Genomic DNA, 14,339 nt, shown 5'->3' with positions numbered 1-14,339 from the left:
TCGGTCGGCGTACGCCGAAGCGCTCCAGCGTGAGCGGCCGCTTTTGCCGTCACGAGCGTCCGAGGCGGCCTGCTCCAGGGCATCCCATCACACCGATGATGACGAGGTGAGCCCGACCTTGCGGAAGGCCCAGGCTCGGCAATGCGGCAGGCGGAGCGGACGCTCTCGGTTCTGCACCACCCCCACCTCCGGCTCCTCCCCGCAAGGGAGAGGAGAGATGGCGTGGGTGCGCGTCACACCAACATCCCCATCGGGTTCTCGATCAGCTCCTTGAAGGCGGAGATCAGCTCGGCGCCCAGCGCGCCGTCGAGGACGCGGTGGTCGCAGGAGAGCGTGCAGGTCATGGCCTGGATCACCGCCGGGACGCCGTCCCTGACGACGACCCGCTTCTCGCCGGCGCCGACCGCGAGGATCGTCGATTGCGGCGGGTTGATCACCGCCGTGAAGTGCTTGATGCCGAACATGCCGAGGTTCGACACCGAGGTGACGCCGCCCTGATACTCTTCCGGCTTGAGCTTCTTGGCCCGCGCGCGGCCCGCGAAATCCTTCATCTCGTTGGAGATGGCGGAGAGCGTCTTCTGGTCGGCCTTGCGGATCACCGGTGTGTAGAGGCCGCCGTCGATCGCCACCGCGACGCCGACCTCGGCGTGCTTGAAGCGCAGGATGCGGTCCTCGGCCCAGACGGCGTTGGCCGTCGGCACGCGGGTGAGCGCGAGGCCCATCGCCTTGATGACGAAGTCGTTGACCGAGAGCTTGAACAGCGGCTTGCCGTCCTTGTCCTTGCCGGCGGAGGCGTTCAGCGTCTCGCGCAGCTTCATCAGCGCGTCGAGTTCACAGTCGACGGTGAGGTAGAAGTGCGGCGCGACCTGCATCGCCTCGGTGAGGCGCTTGGCGATGGTCTTGCGCATGCCGTCGAGCGGCACCTCCTCGAAGCTGCCCGCCTCGAAGAAGCCCTTGACCTGATCCAGGCTGAGGCCGGCCGGCGCGCCGCCCGCGGGCGCCGCCTTCGGTGCGGCCTTTTCCGGCGCGGGCGCGGCGGCCTTGGCCTCGGGCTTCGCCGGGGCGCCGGCCTTGGCCGTTCCGCCCTCCATCGCCGCCTGCACGTCGCGCTGGATCACCCGGCCGTGGGGACCGGAGCCCTTCACCGCCGAGAGATCGACGCCCTCCTGCTTGGCGATGCGGCGGGCGAGCGGCGAGGCGAAGACCCGGCCGCCGGTGCCCTGGGCCGCGGGCTCGGCGGCACCGTTCGGCCTAGCGCCCTCGGGCGCCTGATCGACCCGGGCATAGGACGCGTGGGCGCCGTCGGGCGCGGCGTTCTGATCGGGCGTGCTCTTCGGCTCGACCGGGGCGGTCTTCGCCTCGGCGCCGCCCTTGGGAGCCTCGAGGCTTCCCGGATCCTCGCCCTCCTCGGCGATCAGCGCGATCAACTCGTTGACCGGCACGTCGGCGGTGCCTTCGGCCACGAGGATCTTGGCGAGGACGCCCTCATCGACCGCCTCGACCTCCATGGTCGCCTTGTCGGTCTCGATCTCGGCGATGACGTCGCCGGACTTGATGGTGTCGCCCTCCTTCTTGAGCCACTTGGCGAGGTTGCCCTTCTCCATGGTCGGAGACAGGGCGGGCATCAGGACGTTGATGGGCATCGTGTCGTTCCCGAGCGGCCTTGAGAGGTAGGGTCAGTTGAGAGGGTTGTTGGGATCGAGGCTTTCCGCCTCCCACCCGGCACGGATGCGCTCGAAGGCTTCCTCCTCCGAGATGTCCGACTCCATCGCGTAGGCGCGGGCGGCCTGCCGCGCGAGATCGATGAGCAGGCGACCCCAGGTCGCCGGATCGTCGAAGGCCCGCCGGAGCGCGACGCTCACGGCACCATCGACGATCGAGGCGCGCACGATCTCGATCCCGCCCTGTTCCAGGGCGTCGGGCGGGATCTCGAGTTCTTCGAACTTTTCCGACATCTAAGCCCAGTTACTTGTAGCAGACGCTTTTGACCGCCTCGACGACCTCGGCCACGCTCGGCAGGGCCAGCTTCTCGAGATTGGCCGCGTAGGGCATCGGCACGTCCTTGCCGGTCACCCGCAGCACCGGCGCGTCGAGATAGTCGAAGGCATCGACCATCAGCCGGGCGACGATCTCGGCGCCGACGCCCGATTGCGGGAAGCCCTCTTCCACGCAGACGCAGCGGCCGGTCTTCTTGACCGATTCCACCACCGTCGCGCTGTCCATCGGGCGGATGGTGCGCAGGTCGATCACCTCCGCCTCGATCCCCTCCTCGGCGAGCGCCTGGGCCGCCTTGAGGGCGTAAGTCATGCCGATGGCGAAGGAGACGATGGTCACGTCCTTGCCGGGACGATGGATGCGCGCCTTGCCGATCGGCAGGACGAAATCCTCGATCTCCGGCACTGGGAAGGACTGGCCGTAGAGGATCTCGTTCTCGAGGAAGATCACCGGGTTGGGATCGCGGATCGCCGCCTTGAGCAGGCCCTTGGCGTCGGAGGCGGTGTAGGGCGCGATCACCTTGAGGCCCGGCACGTTCGAGTACCACGCGGAGTAGTCGTGGCTGTGCTGGGCGGCGACGCGGGCGGCGGCGCCGTTGGGACCGCGGAAGACGATCGGACAGCCGAGCTGGCCGCCGGACATGTAGAGGGTCTTGGCCGCCGAGTTGATGATGTGGTCGATCGCCTGCATCGCGAAGTTGAAGGTCATGAACTCGACGATGGGCTTGAGGCCCATGAAGGCCGCGCCGACGCCGATGCCGGCGAAGCCGTGCTCGGTGATCGGGGTGTCGACCACGCGGCGCGCGCCGAATTCCTGGAGCAGGCCCTGCGTGATCTTGTAGGCGCCCTGGTACTCGGCGACCTCCTCGCCCATGACGAAGACGGCCTCGTCCTTGCGCATCTCCTCGGCCATCGCGTCGCGCAGGGCTTCGCGGACGGTCATGGACTTCATCGGCGAGTCCGCCGGGAACTCCTCCATCACCGGGTCGGGCGCCTTGTTGGTGATGACGGCGGGGGAAGCGGGTGCCCTCGGCGCGTCCTCGCCCGTCTTGGCGGAGGCGGCCGAGGCGTCGGCCATGCCCTCGGCCTGCATGTCGGGGGTCGGGGCGGGCGCGCCGCCGGAGGCACCGTTGGGCTTGCCCTTGCCGCTGCTCGCGGCCGCGGCCGAGACGTCCTCGCCCTCGTCTGCGATGATCGCGATCGGCGTGTTGACGGCGACGTTCTCTGTGCCGTCCGCGACGAGGATCTTGGCGAGGATGCCCTCGTCGATCGCCTCGACCTCCATCGTCGCCTTATCGGTCTCGATCTCGGCCAAGACGTCGCCGGCCTTGACCGGATCGCCCTCCTTCTTCAGCCATTTGGCGAGCTTTCCCTCTTCCATGGTCGGAGAGAGGGCGGGCATCAGGATGTCGGTCGCCATTTGCGCTGCTCTATCGATCCGGGTGCGTCGGTCGGGCGTATTTTCGCGGGCTTGTTTTTGCGAAGGCCTCACCGGCCGCCGGCCGCAAAGGGCCGGAGGCGTGTCGGGGACACGTTCAGGCGCGGGCTTCGAGAAGGATGTCGGTCCAGAGCTCCGACGGATCGGGCTCGGGATCATGGGTCGCGAAGTCGGCGGATTCGTTGACGACCTCGCGGACCTTGGCGTCGATGCCCTTCAGGTCGGCCTCAGGCACGCCGTGCGCCTCGAGCAGGCGCTTGCGCACCATCTCGATCGGGTCGTGCTCGTCGCGCATCTTCGAGACTTCGTCCTTCGACCGGTACTTGGCCGGATCGGACATCGAGTGGCCGCGGTAGCGGTAGGTCTGCATCTCGAGGATGTAGGGGCCTTCGCCGGAACGGGCGTGATGGATGGCGCGCGCGGCGGCCTCGCGGACCGTGCGCACGTCCATGCCGTCGACCTGCTCGCCGGGAATGCCGAAGGAGAGGCCGCGCTTCGAGAAATCCGTCTGCGCCGAGGCGCGGGCCACCGAGGTGCCCATGGCGTAGCGGTTGTTCTCGATGACATAGACCACCGGCAGCTTCCACAGAGCCGCCATGTTGAAGCTCTCGTAGACCTGGCCCTGGTTGGCCGCGCCGTCGCCCATATAGGTGAAGCTGACCTTGCCGTTCTTGAGGTAGGCGTCAGCGAAGGCGAGGCCGGTGCCGAGGGCGACCTGCGCGCCGACGATGCCGTGGCCGCCGAAGAACTGCTTCTCGCGGCTGAACATGTGCATCGAGCCGCCCTTGCCGCGGGAATAGCCGCCGCGGCGCCCGGTCAGCTCGGCCATCACGCCCTTGGGGTCCATGCCGCAGGCCAGCATGTGGCCGTGGTCGCGGTAGCCGGTGATGTTCTGGTCACCGTCCTCGCCGGCCATCTGCATGCCGACGACGACCGCCTCCTGGCCGATATAAAGATGACAGAAGCCGCCGATCAGGCCCATGCCGTAGAGCTGGCCCGCCTTCTCCTCGAACCGGCGGATCAACAGCATTTCACGGTAGGCGTGAAGATCTTCGTCTTTCGTGAACTGGGGAATATTCGGGGCCGGCCGATGCTGCGGCGCGTCCGTTTCCGCCGCAGGTTTCCCCGCCTCGCTGCCCGCACCCATCGGCGTCCTCCCGCAATCACGCTGTTGGGAGGGGTTCTAGGGCAGCGATTTGCGGAAATCGAGGGGCGGGCTGACACCGATCAAATGCTGTTACCGCCACGGTTGCAACGATGACCGGACCGTGAAGACAGTGCAAATGAATCTTATCGATGCCTATTCTATCGGAAATAAAAATTCACGGGCCGATGATGACGAGGTCATTGGCATGCACGCGGCCGAGGACGACACGGGCTCGCTCCTCCAGGAGGTCGCGATCGATCTGCTCGCTGCGCAGCAGGGAGACACGGTGCTCCCAAATCGCCCGCTCGGCCTTGGCGGCATTCAGGTCCTGGGTCAGGCCGTAGGCTTCGACCTTCAGGATCCGCTTGGCTTCCAGGCCCCGGCTGCCGCTCTCGGCCTGATGCACGAAGTAGCCGACGACGAGAGCCGACACCGTCCAGAGGACGGCGGGGACGACGATGGCGCGGACGCGGCGACGGATGACCATGGCGGGCGGAAGCTTCGCTCGAACAGGGTGAAGAAAGCGTTTCCGCCCGGCACGATCGCCCGCCGCGCATGAAAAAGGCGTGGCAGCCCCGTGCGGCCGGCCACGCCCGATGCGGAGGAGCGCTTCAGCGACCGGCGAGCTGACGGATCGCGCTGCGGCCGGCGTAGAGCGCCTGCGCGCCGAGGCCCTCCTCGATGCGGATGAGCTGGTTGTACTTGGCCAGTCTGTCCGACCGAGCGAGCGAGCCGGTCTTGATCTGCCCGCAATTCGTCGCGACGGCGAGGTCGGCGATGGTCGAATCCTCGGTCTCGCCGGAGCGGTGCGACATCACCGCGGTGTAGCCGGCGCGCTGCGCCATATCGACGGCGGCCAGCGTCTCGGTGAGCGAGCCGATCTGGTTCACCTTGACGAGGATCGAGTTGCCGGTGCCCGTCTCGATGCCGCGGGCGAGCCGCTCGACATTGGTCACGAACAGATCGTCGCCGACGAGCTGCACCCGGCTGCCGATCCGGTCGGTGAGAAGCTTCCAGCCCTCCCAATCGTCCTCGGCCATGCCGTCCTCGATCGAGAGGATCGGGTAATCCTGCGTCAGCTTGGCGAGGTACTCGACCTGCTGCTCGATCGAGCGGGTCTGGCCCTCGCCTTCGTAATGGTAGGCGCCGTCCTTGAAGAACTCGGTGGAGGCGCAGTCGAGCGCGAGCACGATGTCGCTGCCGGGCTTGAATCCGGCCGCGTTGACCGATTCCATCACGAAGTCGAGGGCGGCTTCGGCCGACGGGAGGTTCGGGGCGAAGCCGCCCTCGTCGCCGACATTGGTGTTGTGGCCGGCCTTCTTCAGTGCGCTCTTGAGGGTGTGGAAGATCTCGGCACCCATCCGCACGGCGTCGGAGAGCGAGGCGGCGCCGACCGGCATCACCATGAATTCCTGGAAGTCGATCGGGTTGTCGGCGTGGGCTCCGCCGTTGACGATGTTCATCATCGGCACCGGCAGCACGCGGCCCTGAACGCCGCCGACATAGCGGTAGAGCGGCAGGCCGGCGGTCTCGGCGGCGGCCTTCGCCACGGCGAGCGAGACGCCGAGGATCGCGTTGGCACCGAGCCGCGCCTTGTTCGGCGTTCCGTCGAGGGCGATCATCGCCTCGTCGACGGCGACCTGGTCCTCGGCATCCATGCCGCCGATCGCGTCGAGAATCTCGTTCTGCACGGCATCGACGGCCTTGAGCACGCCCTTGCCGTTGTAGCGGCCCTTGTCGCCGTCGCGCAGCTCGACCGCCTCGTGGGCGCCGGTGGAGGCGCCGGAGGGGACCGCGGCGCGGCCGAAGGAGCCGTCCTCCAGCAGAACATCGACCTCGACGGTGGGATTGCCACGGCTGTCGAGGATCTCGCGGGCGGCGATGTTGGTGATCGCGGTCATGGGCGCTCCTTGGCGGCGCGTCGCGGCGGGGTCGTCTCGCGGATGCTTTCGAGACCCGCGCGTCCTGCGACGCTCTGCGTCGCGGGCTTATCCGTCAACCTCGGGACCTCGGCAAGCTCCCGGCGCGCGCCCGAGGCCGAGCCGCTTCGACAAATTCGGTTCAATGCCGCGTTTTTTCAGGTGACCCCGGCCGATCCGAAGGAATCCCTGGCATTCCCTCCGTGCCATATGCGGCCGGGCGGAGGCCGCGTATAGGCTCACCATGGATCCGATCGAGACTCACGCCAAGCAACTCGGACGTCAGACGCCGCTGCCCGCCTCGCCGGAAGCCGCGGAGCTCGACCGCGTTCCGAACCCGCACGCCGACACCGATTATCTCGCCCGTTTCACCGCGCCGGAATTCACCTCGCTCTGCCCGGTGACCGGGCAGCCGGATTTCGCGACGCTCGTCATCGACTACGTGCCGGATCGCTGGCTCGTCGAATCGAAGTCGCTGAAGCTCTACCTCGGGGCCTTCCGCAACCACGGCGCCTTCCACGAGGATTGCACCGTCGGCATCGGGCGGCGGCTCGTCGCCGTGCTCGAACCGCGCTGGCTGCGCATCGGCGGCTACTGGTATCCCCGCGGCGGCATTCCGATCGACGTGTTCTGGCAGACCGGCGAGCCGCTCAAATCCGTCTGGCTGCCGGACCAGGGCGTGGCGCCCTATCGCGGCCGGGGCTGACCCGCCCGTATCAGTCCTCGTCAGTGCTGCTCCGCGAGCACGCGGACGGTGCGGGCGATCAGCCGCTCCTGCGCCTCGATCGGGCCGCCATGGACGACGGCGACCGCCTCCAGCATCCGCTCCAGGTCGTCGCGCTCCGACGCGTCGAGCTTCTCCCGCAGGAGCGGCGCGAGGTGATCGACCGCGGTGTTGGCGTCGGAGGCCTGGGCGGCGGCGTGGCGGATATAGGCCATGCGCGTGCCGTGGTCGTCGTCCGGGGCGGTGACCTTGCGCATCTCCGCCTCGATGGCCGCCTCCTGCTCCGGCGTCGGGGTACCGCGGGCGAGCGCCACCAGCATCATCAGCACCCCGGCGGCGTCGGCCGGGTCGCGAATCGCGCGCAGCGGCGCCGCCCGGAAGGCCGCCTCGCTCCTCGCCCTCAGCTTCGCGTTGCGCCGGTCGCCGAGGAAGCGGTCGAGCTGCTCCATGCCGTTGCCGTAGATGAAGTAGTACATCAGCCCGGTCATGACGGCGCCGACGACGGCTGCGACGACAGGCATGATTCCCCCCGACTCTGCTGCGCTGCGGCGGAACTTGTCGCATCGCCGTCGGGGGAGCAATCCTGGCGCTGCGCATCCTTGCCTGCCCCGGCCGCCGTCCGTCGGCCGCTCCGGGACACCGCCGCCAAAGAAAAAGGCGGCCGGTTGCCCGGCCGCCCTCTCCATCCGTGCGAGGCTCAGGCCTCAGTAGCCGTAATCGTAGTAGCCGTAGGCCGGACGGCCGTAATAGCGATCGCGGGCATAGGCGTCGCGCGCCGCGCCAGCGGCGATCGCGCCGGCCGCGAGACCCGCGATGCCGAGGCCGACGGCCGCACCGGTGCCGATGCCGCGGCGGCGGCCGCCGTAATAGGCGCGCGGGCCGTAGCCGCCGTGGTAGCCGTGATGGTGGCCGTAGCCGCGGCCGTAGGGGCGGGCATCGGCGGAGGTGGCGGTCAGGGTGCCGACCGAAATGAGGGCGGCGGTCACGAGGGCGAGCTTGCGCATGGCGTCCTTTCCGATCCGGAAGCGTCTTGACGGGCAAACACCCGAGCTTCGCCGGAAGTTCCCGCCACGTCGGGCATCAAACAAGTCGGGCGTCAGATCCGGGAAGGATTGAGGCCTCCACCGGACTGCCGTTGTTCTCGATTGCACTCGAACGTGGCGCAGGTCGCCTGAACGAAACCTGAAGCGGGTCGGACCCGAACCGGTCTCACGCCTTTGCGAGACGGTCGAAAGTCATGAGCGTCTCAACCAGAAGGGGCAGGTCGGCGAGCGCGACCATGTTCGGCCCGTCGGAGGGTGCGCGGTCGGGCTCGGGATGGGTCTCGATGAAGACGCCCGCCACGCCCACCGCCACCGCCGCACGGGCGAGCACCGCGACGAATTCCCGCTGGCCGCCGGAGGTCGCCCCCTGGCCGCCGGGCTGCTGAACCGAGTGCGTCGCGTCGAACACGACCGGGGCGCCGCCGGTGACGCGGGCCATGATCGGCAGCGAACGCATGTCCGAGACGAGCGTGTTGTACCCGAACGAGGCGCCGCGTTCCGTGACGATGACGTTGGGGTTGCCGGCCTCGGTCACCTTGGCGGCGACGTGCGCCATGTCCCAGGGCGCGAGGAACTGTCCCTTCTTGACGTTGACCGCCCGCCCCGTGGCGGCCGCCGCGAGCAGGAGGTCGGTCTGGCGGCACAGGAAGGCCGGGATCTGCAGGATGTCGACGGCCTGCGCCGCACGCTCGCACTGCTCGGCCGCGTGCACGTCGGTGAGGACCGGGAGGCCGAGGCTCTCGCGGATCTCGGCGAAGACCGGCAGCGCCTCTTCGAGGCCGACGCCGCGGGCCGAGCGGCCGGAGGTGCGGTTGGCCTTGTCGAAGGACGATTTGAAGACGAGGCCGATCCCGAGCCTTTCCGCCATCTCCTTGAGGGCGGCGGCGACTTCGAGGGCGTGGCTCCGCCCTTCGAGCTGGCAGGGGCCGGCGATCAACGCCAGCGGCAGGTGGTTGGCGAAGGCGACGCCGCCGGTCCGAACGACGGTGCCGGAAGTCTGATTGGTCTCGGGCATGGCTCCCGCTCTAGCCCGGCCCCGCCGCGCGGGAAAGACCGCGCCCGGTCCGATCCGCCGCCAGACGGCACAGGCTGCCGGCACTGAGGCCGTCCGGCCGGTCGCCGGGGTCGCAGCGCAGAACCGCGCCGCCGACGCGGCCGAGCTGCGGTGCGCCGGTGAGCAGGCTGTCCTGGTGGAGGCGCAGGGCAAGGGTCTCGACCGCTTCCGCCGACGCGCCGGCCAAGGTCTGCGCGGCGAGCCCGATCAGGACGAAGAACGCGCGCGGCGGCTCGCGCCGGTCCGAGCGGAACACCAGCCGCCGCGGGCTCGCGCATTCGAGGCTCATCCGGTCGGCGTCGGCGGCGCGGAACACCACCAGCGGGCCGCTGCGCCCGGCCAGGGCGACGCCGGTGCCGCGGATCAGCCGGACGGTGAGGGCGTCGCAGGAATCGGCCCGCGCGGCCGTTCCGAGGATGAGGAAGAGGCCGGCGAGGAGGGCGCGCAGGATCATGCGGCGAGCCATAGCACGTCCGCCCTCACGCCGCTTCGCCGAGCATGGCGCGCCGCTGCCGGTCCAGCTCCTCGCTGTAGCGCTTCAGCGTGTGGCTCTCCGTCAGCAGCCCGATGACCTTGCGGCTCTGGGTGTCGTCGAGCACGGCGAGCGCCTCGCTCTCGGCCTGATCGAACGCCGCCGCCGCCTGCTTGACGCTCATGTCGGCGAGCAGAAACGATTTCGGGTAGCGGACGACGTCGGCGAGGCGCGCCGGATCGCCGCCGTTGTCGGCGGCGCGGGCATGGGCCTCGGGCACGAGGACGATGCCGGCATAGCGGTCGTGCGCGTCCACCACGACCACGCGGGAGGGCGAGCCCAGCGGGTGGGCGCGCAGGAACGTCGCCATCGGCGTGTCGAGGGAAACGGGCCGGATATCCTTGCGCATCATCCGTCCGACGGTGAGGTTTCGCATCCAGCCGACATCGTGGGCGCTGCGGATGGTCTCGCCGCGGAGATGAAAGCGCCAGGTGGCGAAGGAGTAGCCGAAGGTCTTTCGCACGGTGAGCGAGGAGGCGATCACCGAGGCGAGCACCAGCCCGGTCACGGGGAAGCTTCCGGTCATCTCGAGGGCGAGGAAGGTCATGGTGAGCGGGCCGCCGACGATGGCGACGGCGAAGGCGCTCATGCCGACCACGGCGTAGCCGACCGGCGCGAGGCCGAACTGCTCGAAGCCGGGCCAGAGCATCGGCGCGAGGCCGGCGAAGAGGCGGCCCACCAGCGCGCCGAGGAACAGCGACGCGAAGAACAGGCCGCCGCGGAAGCCCGATCCGATCGAGATCGCCGAGGCCGCCGCCTTGGCGACGACGAGACCGGCCAGCGCGCCGAGCCCCACGCTCGCCTCCGGGGCAAGGTAGATGTGAAGCGCGCCGTGCCCGGCCGAGAGCACCTGCGGCGTCGTCGCCAGGGCAAGGCCGCCGACGCACAGGCCGCCGAGGATCGGCCGCACGGCCGCGGGCAGGCGCGAGGCGCGAAACCCGCGCTCCACCAGCGCGACGCCGCGCATCAGCAGCACCGCGAGGCCGGCGCAGAGGAGCCCGAGGGCGAGGCAGGGCAGCGTGTCGCCCGCATCGACCGCCGTGCTCTTGGCCAGCGCCAGGGCGCCGACATCGACGAAGGCGGCCTGCGGCGCCAGCGCACGCATCACGAGGCTGCCGCACAGGGCCGCGACGACGACGGGGGCGAGCGTCGCGATGGTGTAGGTGCCGATGATGAGCTCGAAGGCGTAGAAGGCGCCGGTGAGCGGCGAGCCGAAGGCGGCGGCGATGGCGGCCGCCGAGCCGCAGCCGACCAGGGTGCGCAGGTCCGAGCGCCGCATCTCGAAGGCGATGCCGAGCCGTGAGGCGATCCCCGCCGCGACCTGCGTGTAGCCGGCCTCAAGCCCGACCGAGGCGCCGCTACCGTTCGAGACGACGTTCTGCACCGCCACGTCGAGGGAGCCGCGCAGCGACATCCGCCCGCCATGCAGCGCGTTCGCCTCGATGGGATCGACGACGGCGCGCTTGTTCTTGCCGCGCCCCCGGGTCGAGACCAGGAGCAGCAGGCCGAGAACGGCACCGCCGAGCGCCGGCGCTAGGAAGGGGAGTCCCATCAGCCCCTCGGTGGGAAGGTCCGTGAGGCTGCTGAGGCGCTGGCCGGCGGGAAGCCGGTAGAGCACCTCGCGCAGGAGCTGGCTGGCGCCGCTCATGGCGGCGACGGCGAGACCGCCGACGCAGCCAGTCACGGCGGCGAGCAGCACCAGAGCCACTTCGCTTCCCCGCACCCAGGCCCGAAGCCGTGCCGGCGCCTGGACCAGCGGAGCGGTGGCGAGGGGAGATGGGGATGGACTCATCGCGCTCGCGGTGGACTGCGGGGGGCTTGGCGTGGGGACTTCGACCGGGTCGAGGCCATGGTGCCTCTGCATCCGCCGTCTAGCACCCGTGCATCGGCGGTGCGATCCGTTGCGGGATGCATTCAAGGTGCTTGAAATGCCGCGAGCCTCGGGATAAGTCCCCCCTCACGTGCCGCCGTAGCTCAGTTGGTTAGAGCACTAGATTGTGGATCTAGGGGTCCCCCGTTCGAGCCGGGGCGGTGGTACCATCCAATTCGTGATGATGCTGAAGGGGTTGGCCCTGTGCCGACCCCTTTTTCGTTGTGACGACGCTTCCGGGGCGACGGCTTCGGGAGGCGGGGCAACGTCAACAATCGCCCGTCGCCTCGGCTTCGTGCAAGGCAGTCCGCGGCGTCAGCCGGCCACGGCCGGCTTCGGGATCGGCGAGCGGGAGAGCGTCTGGATCTCGCGCGGCGCCCGTCCGGCCTTCTGGGCGATGTCCGCCTCCTGCTCGGCGATCAGTTGGCGGGCCGGCTCGTCGCCGTCGAGCCCGCCGAGGATTTCCATCGGCACGCGCCGGTTCGAGGCGCGTGTTCCGTCCGCGAAGACGACGTCGAAGAGGACGAAGCCGCGTTGCTGCGGCAGAGATTTGGTGCGCTTGGACATGCGCGCTGATAGGCGGCCTTCAGCGATTCAGGCAATGGCGTTGAATGCAGGCGGGGTCGTCCCCGGCGCAGGGCCGAGAAGGGCAGCGATGAACGAGTGGGTGCATCTCGAAACCGGCGACGTGCCCGGTGGCGGCAAAAGCCTCGCCCTGATGCAGCGGGGCAGCGAGTTCTCGATCATCGTCGGCACCATCGAGCTGATGAACAGCACGCGGGGTGACTCGGAGGAGGCGCTGGCCTCGCTCACCTGCGCCCGGCTGGCCGACCGGCCGGCGCCGCGCCTGCTGATCGGCGGTCTCGGCATGGGCTTCACGCTCCGCGCCGCACTCAAGGGCCTCGGACCGGACGCCCGGATCGTGGTCGCCGAACTCGTGCCCGCGGTCGCCGCCTGGGCGCGCGGACCGCTCGCCTCGGTCTTCGGCGGCTGCCTGGACGATCCGCGCGTCGAGTTGCGCGAGGTGGACGTGAACCGGCTGATCCAGTCCGAGCCCGCCGGATGGGACGCCGTCCTCCTGGATGTGGATAACGGCCCGGAAGGGCTGATGCGGCGCGCCAACGACCGCCTGTACGACGAGTGGGGCCTGAAGCGCGCGCAGTGGGCGCTCAAGCCGGGCGGGACGCTGGGCGTCTGGTCCGGCACGCCGGACAGGAAGTTCAAGGCGCGGCTTCAGCGCCTCGGCTTCGCCGTCGACGAGGTGCGCCTGCCCGCGAGCGGATCGAGCGGCCCGCGCCACGTCATCTGGCTCGCGACGCGGCCCTGACGCTTTCTGCGCAGGCCTTCACCCGATCCTCGAGACGCGTCTGCCCAGGGCCAAAGGCATCCGGCGATGCGTCGAAGCTTCGCAGGATACCGGAGGCGTCCGCGTCTCAGCGATCCGCCTTCTCGCCCGCGACCGTGAGGTCGACGTAGCGCTTCGTCGTCGGGCCGATCAGGTCGCGCACGCGGCGCGCCATCGCCTCCTCTTCCTGGAGCGACTGCCGGAAGCCCGTCAGGCTCCCGCCCTGCCCCGCCGCCTCGCCGATGGTGAGGAGAGATTCGTAGGCCGCGATCTCGAAATTCTCGAAGGCGTGGTTGGCGTAGGTGTTCTTCAGGATCTCGTCCTGCGCCGGCGTGTGGCCCAGAGCCATCATGTTGCCGACGAAGCCGAGAATGCCCTCCTTGATCGCCGAGGGGCTGTCGCCCAGCGCCTGAAGCGCCTCCTCCAGGCGGGTCCGCTGGCCGTGGGTCTCCTCGATGTGGCGGCGCAGCGCCTCCTCCATCTCGGGATAGCGGGTCAGCCGCTCCACCTGACGCTCCATGATCTGCAGGGCCTGCATCTCCAGGGCGTGGGTGTTCTTGAGGGCGGTGACGTAGATCTCGCGCGTGTCGAGCGCCATGGTGATGGTCTCCTGTTCGATGGGTGCGGTGTGATCCGGCAAGGATCGCCCGGCCGTCGGCGCGGCCGGGCGCAGGAGCGATCAGCCGATCTGCTCGCTCTGGGCAGCGCTGTCGGGACGGGCCGGACCGAGCACCGGCTCCTGTCCCATGGGAGCGTTCTGGACCACGTTGAAAGTGCCCTTGCCGTCGAGCGACGGACCGCTCGTCCAGCGGCCTTCCGGCGGCGGGGTGCCGTCGCGGTTGGTGGCGAAGAAGCTGTAATTGTACTTCTGGTTCTCTTCCGCCTGCGGGAAGGAGTTCGGGATCGGCAGGGCACCCGCGTGGCCGCCCACTTCCTCGATCACCGAGAGCCATTGCTGCTGGTGCATCGTGTCGCGGGCGATGAGGAAGCTCCACATGTCCTTCATGCCCGGATCGTTGGTGGCGTTGGACAGGCGCACGGCGAGCGTCCGGCCCGTCGCCTCGGCGGCGACGTTGCAATACATGTCCGCCGCGAGGTTCCCGCTCGCGTAGATGTGGTTCATGTCGAAGGGGACGCCGTCGGCATTGCCCGGAAACGCGGCCATGCCCGAGGAGAGCAGGTGCTTGTGCAGCATCCCCTCGGCGATGTGGCGCGGGTTCTCGCCGCTCATCACCGCCGCCGACGCCATCGTCGGGGCGGTGATGAGCGGCGA

Annotated in this window: 16 protein-coding genes and 1 tRNA gene; 3 read left to right on the top strand and 14 right to left on the bottom strand. The window is 69.4% G+C overall.

Annotated elements, in window-relative coordinates; all coding sequences use genetic code 11:
• Positions 1–233: 233 nt before the first annotated feature.
• The 6 genes from MFF42_RS09620 to eno all read right to left on the bottom strand — a co-directional run bounded on the left by MFF42_RS09620 (position 234) and on the right by eno (position 6,480).
• Positions 234–1,643 (bottom strand): pyruvate dehydrogenase complex dihydrolipoamide acetyltransferase, encoded by a 1,410-nt coding sequence (locus tag MFF42_RS09620; RefSeq protein WP_238255536.1) that lies wholly within the window; start codon positions 1,641–1,643, stop codon positions 234–236.
• Between the two features lie 33 nt (positions 1,644–1,676).
• A complete protein-coding gene (locus MFF42_RS09615) occupies positions 1,677–1,955 on the bottom strand; it encodes a DUF5076 domain-containing protein (RefSeq protein ID WP_238255535.1) in 279 nt (92 codons plus the stop codon).
• Positions 1,956–1,965: 10 nt separating this feature from the next.
• On the bottom strand, positions 1,966–3,414 hold the full coding sequence (locus tag MFF42_RS09610; protein WP_238255534.1) for a pyruvate dehydrogenase complex E1 component subunit beta: 1,449 nt from the start codon (positions 3,412–3,414) through the stop codon (positions 1,966–1,968).
• A 115-nt stretch (positions 3,415–3,529) separates the two neighbouring features.
• Positions 3,530–4,579 (bottom strand): pyruvate dehydrogenase (acetyl-transferring) E1 component subunit alpha, encoded by a 1,050-nt coding sequence (gene pdhA / locus MFF42_RS09605; RefSeq protein WP_238255533.1) that lies wholly within the window; start codon positions 4,577–4,579, stop codon positions 3,530–3,532.
• A gap of 175 nt (positions 4,580–4,754) precedes the next feature.
• Positions 4,755–5,066, bottom strand: coding sequence for an FtsB family cell division protein (locus tag MFF42_RS09600; RefSeq protein ID WP_238255532.1), 312 nt, complete (start codon positions 5,064–5,066; stop codon positions 4,755–4,757).
• 124 nt (positions 5,067–5,190) lie between these two features.
• Positions 5,191–6,480: a phosphopyruvate hydratase gene (gene eno, locus MFF42_RS09595; RefSeq protein ID WP_238255531.1), complete on the bottom strand. Its 1,290-nt coding sequence runs from the start codon at positions 6,478–6,480 to the stop codon at positions 5,191–5,193.
• Positions 6,481–6,742: 262 nt separating this feature from the next.
• Here eno and queF point away from each other — a divergent pair, with 262 nt between their 5' ends.
• Positions 6,743–7,204 carry a preQ(1) synthase gene (gene queF, locus MFF42_RS09590; RefSeq protein WP_238255529.1) on the top strand — a complete coding sequence of 154 codons (462 nt, stop codon included), beginning with the start codon at positions 6,743–6,745 and terminating at the stop codon, positions 7,202–7,204.
• Positions 7,205–7,224: 20 nt separating this feature from the next.
• Here the strand turns inward: queF and MFF42_RS09585 are convergent, their stop codons facing one another.
• The 5 genes from MFF42_RS09585 to MFF42_RS09565 form a co-directional block, all read right to left on the bottom strand.
• Positions 7,225–7,743, bottom strand: coding sequence for a hypothetical protein (locus MFF42_RS09585; protein ID WP_238255528.1), 519 nt, complete (start codon positions 7,741–7,743; stop codon positions 7,225–7,227).
• 183 nt (positions 7,744–7,926) lie between these two features.
• Positions 7,927–8,226 (bottom strand): hypothetical protein, encoded by a 300-nt coding sequence (locus MFF42_RS09580; RefSeq protein ID WP_238255527.1) that lies wholly within the window; start codon positions 8,224–8,226, stop codon positions 7,927–7,929.
• A gap of 205 nt (positions 8,227–8,431) precedes the next feature.
• On the bottom strand, positions 8,432–9,280 hold the full coding sequence (gene kdsA / locus MFF42_RS09575) for a 3-deoxy-8-phosphooctulonate synthase (protein WP_238255526.1): 849 nt from the start codon (positions 9,278–9,280) through the stop codon (positions 8,432–8,434).
• A 10-nt stretch (positions 9,281–9,290) separates the two neighbouring features.
• The gene (locus tag MFF42_RS09570; RefSeq protein WP_238255537.1) at positions 9,291–9,773 is read right to left on the bottom strand and encodes a hypothetical protein; all 483 of its coding nucleotides are present in this window, start codon (positions 9,771–9,773) and stop codon (positions 9,291–9,293) included.
• A gap of 25 nt (positions 9,774–9,798) precedes the next feature.
• A complete protein-coding gene (locus MFF42_RS09565; RefSeq protein WP_238255525.1) occupies positions 9,799–11,643 on the bottom strand; it encodes a chloride channel protein in 1,845 nt (614 codons plus the stop codon).
• 171 nt (positions 11,644–11,814) lie between these two features.
• Here MFF42_RS09565 and MFF42_RS09560 point away from each other — a divergent pair.
• A tRNA-His gene (locus tag MFF42_RS09560) sits at positions 11,815–11,891 on the top strand.
• A 145-nt stretch (positions 11,892–12,036) separates the two neighbouring features.
• Here MFF42_RS09560 and MFF42_RS09555 read toward each other — a convergent pair.
• On the bottom strand, positions 12,037–12,288 hold the full coding sequence (locus tag MFF42_RS09555; RefSeq protein WP_238255524.1) for a hypothetical protein: 252 nt from the start codon (positions 12,286–12,288) through the stop codon (positions 12,037–12,039).
• An 88-nt stretch (positions 12,289–12,376) separates the two neighbouring features.
• Here MFF42_RS09555 and MFF42_RS09550 point away from each other — a divergent pair, with 88 nt between their 5' ends.
• A complete protein-coding gene (locus MFF42_RS09550; RefSeq protein ID WP_238255523.1) occupies positions 12,377–13,048 on the top strand; it encodes a polyamine aminopropyltransferase in 672 nt (223 codons plus the stop codon).
• 106 nt (positions 13,049–13,154) lie between these two features.
• Here the strand turns inward: MFF42_RS09550 and MFF42_RS09545 are convergent, their stop codons facing one another.
• A complete protein-coding gene (locus MFF42_RS09545; protein ID WP_238255522.1) occupies positions 13,155–13,664 on the bottom strand; it encodes a ferritin-like domain-containing protein in 510 nt (169 codons plus the stop codon).
• An 81-nt stretch (positions 13,665–13,745) separates the two neighbouring features.
• Positions 13,746–14,339, bottom strand: a 594-nt coding sequence (locus MFF42_RS09540) for a manganese catalase family protein (protein ID WP_238255521.1), incomplete at its 5' end; no start/stop codon positions are given.

Origin of the sequence: Methylorubrum podarium (assembly GCF_022179745.1) — a bacterium.
Classification (GTDB): Bacteria; Pseudomonadota; Alphaproteobacteria; order Rhizobiales; family Beijerinckiaceae; genus Methylobacterium; species Methylobacterium podarium.
Note: the sequence above shows the minus strand (reverse complement) of the source record. Positions and strands in the feature narration are given on the sequence as shown.

What these genes read in the sequence shown, in the direction of transcription:
- MFF42_RS09620 (WP_238255536.1), bottom strand. Translation starts at nt 1,643, where the DNA reads ATGCCCATCAACGTCCTGATGCCCGCCCTGTCTCCGACCATGGAGAAG.
- MFF42_RS09615 (WP_238255535.1), bottom strand. Translation starts at nt 1,955, where the DNA reads ATGTCGGAAAAGTTCGAAGAACTCGAGATCCCGCCCGACGCCCTGGAA.
- MFF42_RS09610 (WP_238255534.1), bottom strand. Translation starts at nt 3,414, where the DNA reads ATGGCGACCGACATCCTGATGCCCGCCCTCTCTCCGACCATGGAAGAG.
- pdhA (WP_238255533.1), bottom strand. Translation starts at nt 4,579, where the DNA reads ATGGGTGCGGGCAGCGAGGCGGGGAAACCTGCGGCGGAAACGGACGCG.
- MFF42_RS09600 (WP_238255532.1), bottom strand. Translation starts at nt 5,066, where the DNA reads ATGGTCATCCGTCGCCGCGTCCGCGCCATCGTCGTCCCCGCCGTCCTC.
- eno (WP_238255531.1), bottom strand. Translation starts at nt 6,480, where the DNA reads ATGACCGCGATCACCAACATCGCCGCCCGCGAGATCCTCGACAGCCGT.
- queF (WP_238255529.1), top strand. Translation starts at nt 6,743, where the DNA reads ATGGATCCGATCGAGACTCACGCCAAGCAACTCGGACGTCAGACGCCG.
- MFF42_RS09585 (WP_238255528.1), bottom strand. Translation starts at nt 7,743, where the DNA reads ATGCCTGTCGTCGCAGCCGTCGTCGGCGCCGTCATGACCGGGCTGATG.
- MFF42_RS09580 (WP_238255527.1), bottom strand. Translation starts at nt 8,226, where the DNA reads ATGCGCAAGCTCGCCCTCGTGACCGCCGCCCTCATTTCGGTCGGCACC.
- kdsA (WP_238255526.1), bottom strand. Translation starts at nt 9,280, where the DNA reads ATGCCCGAGACCAATCAGACTTCCGGCACCGTCGTTCGGACCGGCGGC.
- MFF42_RS09570 (WP_238255537.1), bottom strand. Translation starts at nt 9,773, where the DNA reads ATGATCCTGCGCGCCCTCCTCGCCGGCCTCTTCCTCATCCTCGGAACG.
- MFF42_RS09565 (WP_238255525.1), bottom strand. Translation starts at nt 11,643, where the DNA reads ATGAGTCCATCCCCATCTCCCCTCGCCACCGCTCCGCTGGTCCAGGCG.
- MFF42_RS09555 (WP_238255524.1), bottom strand. Translation starts at nt 12,288, where the DNA reads ATGTCCAAGCGCACCAAATCTCTGCCGCAGCAACGCGGCTTCGTCCTC.
- MFF42_RS09550 (WP_238255523.1), top strand. Translation starts at nt 12,377, where the DNA reads ATGAACGAGTGGGTGCATCTCGAAACCGGCGACGTGCCCGGTGGCGGC.
- MFF42_RS09545 (WP_238255522.1), bottom strand. Translation starts at nt 13,664, where the DNA reads ATGGCGCTCGACACGCGCGAGATCTACGTCACCGCCCTCAAGAACACC.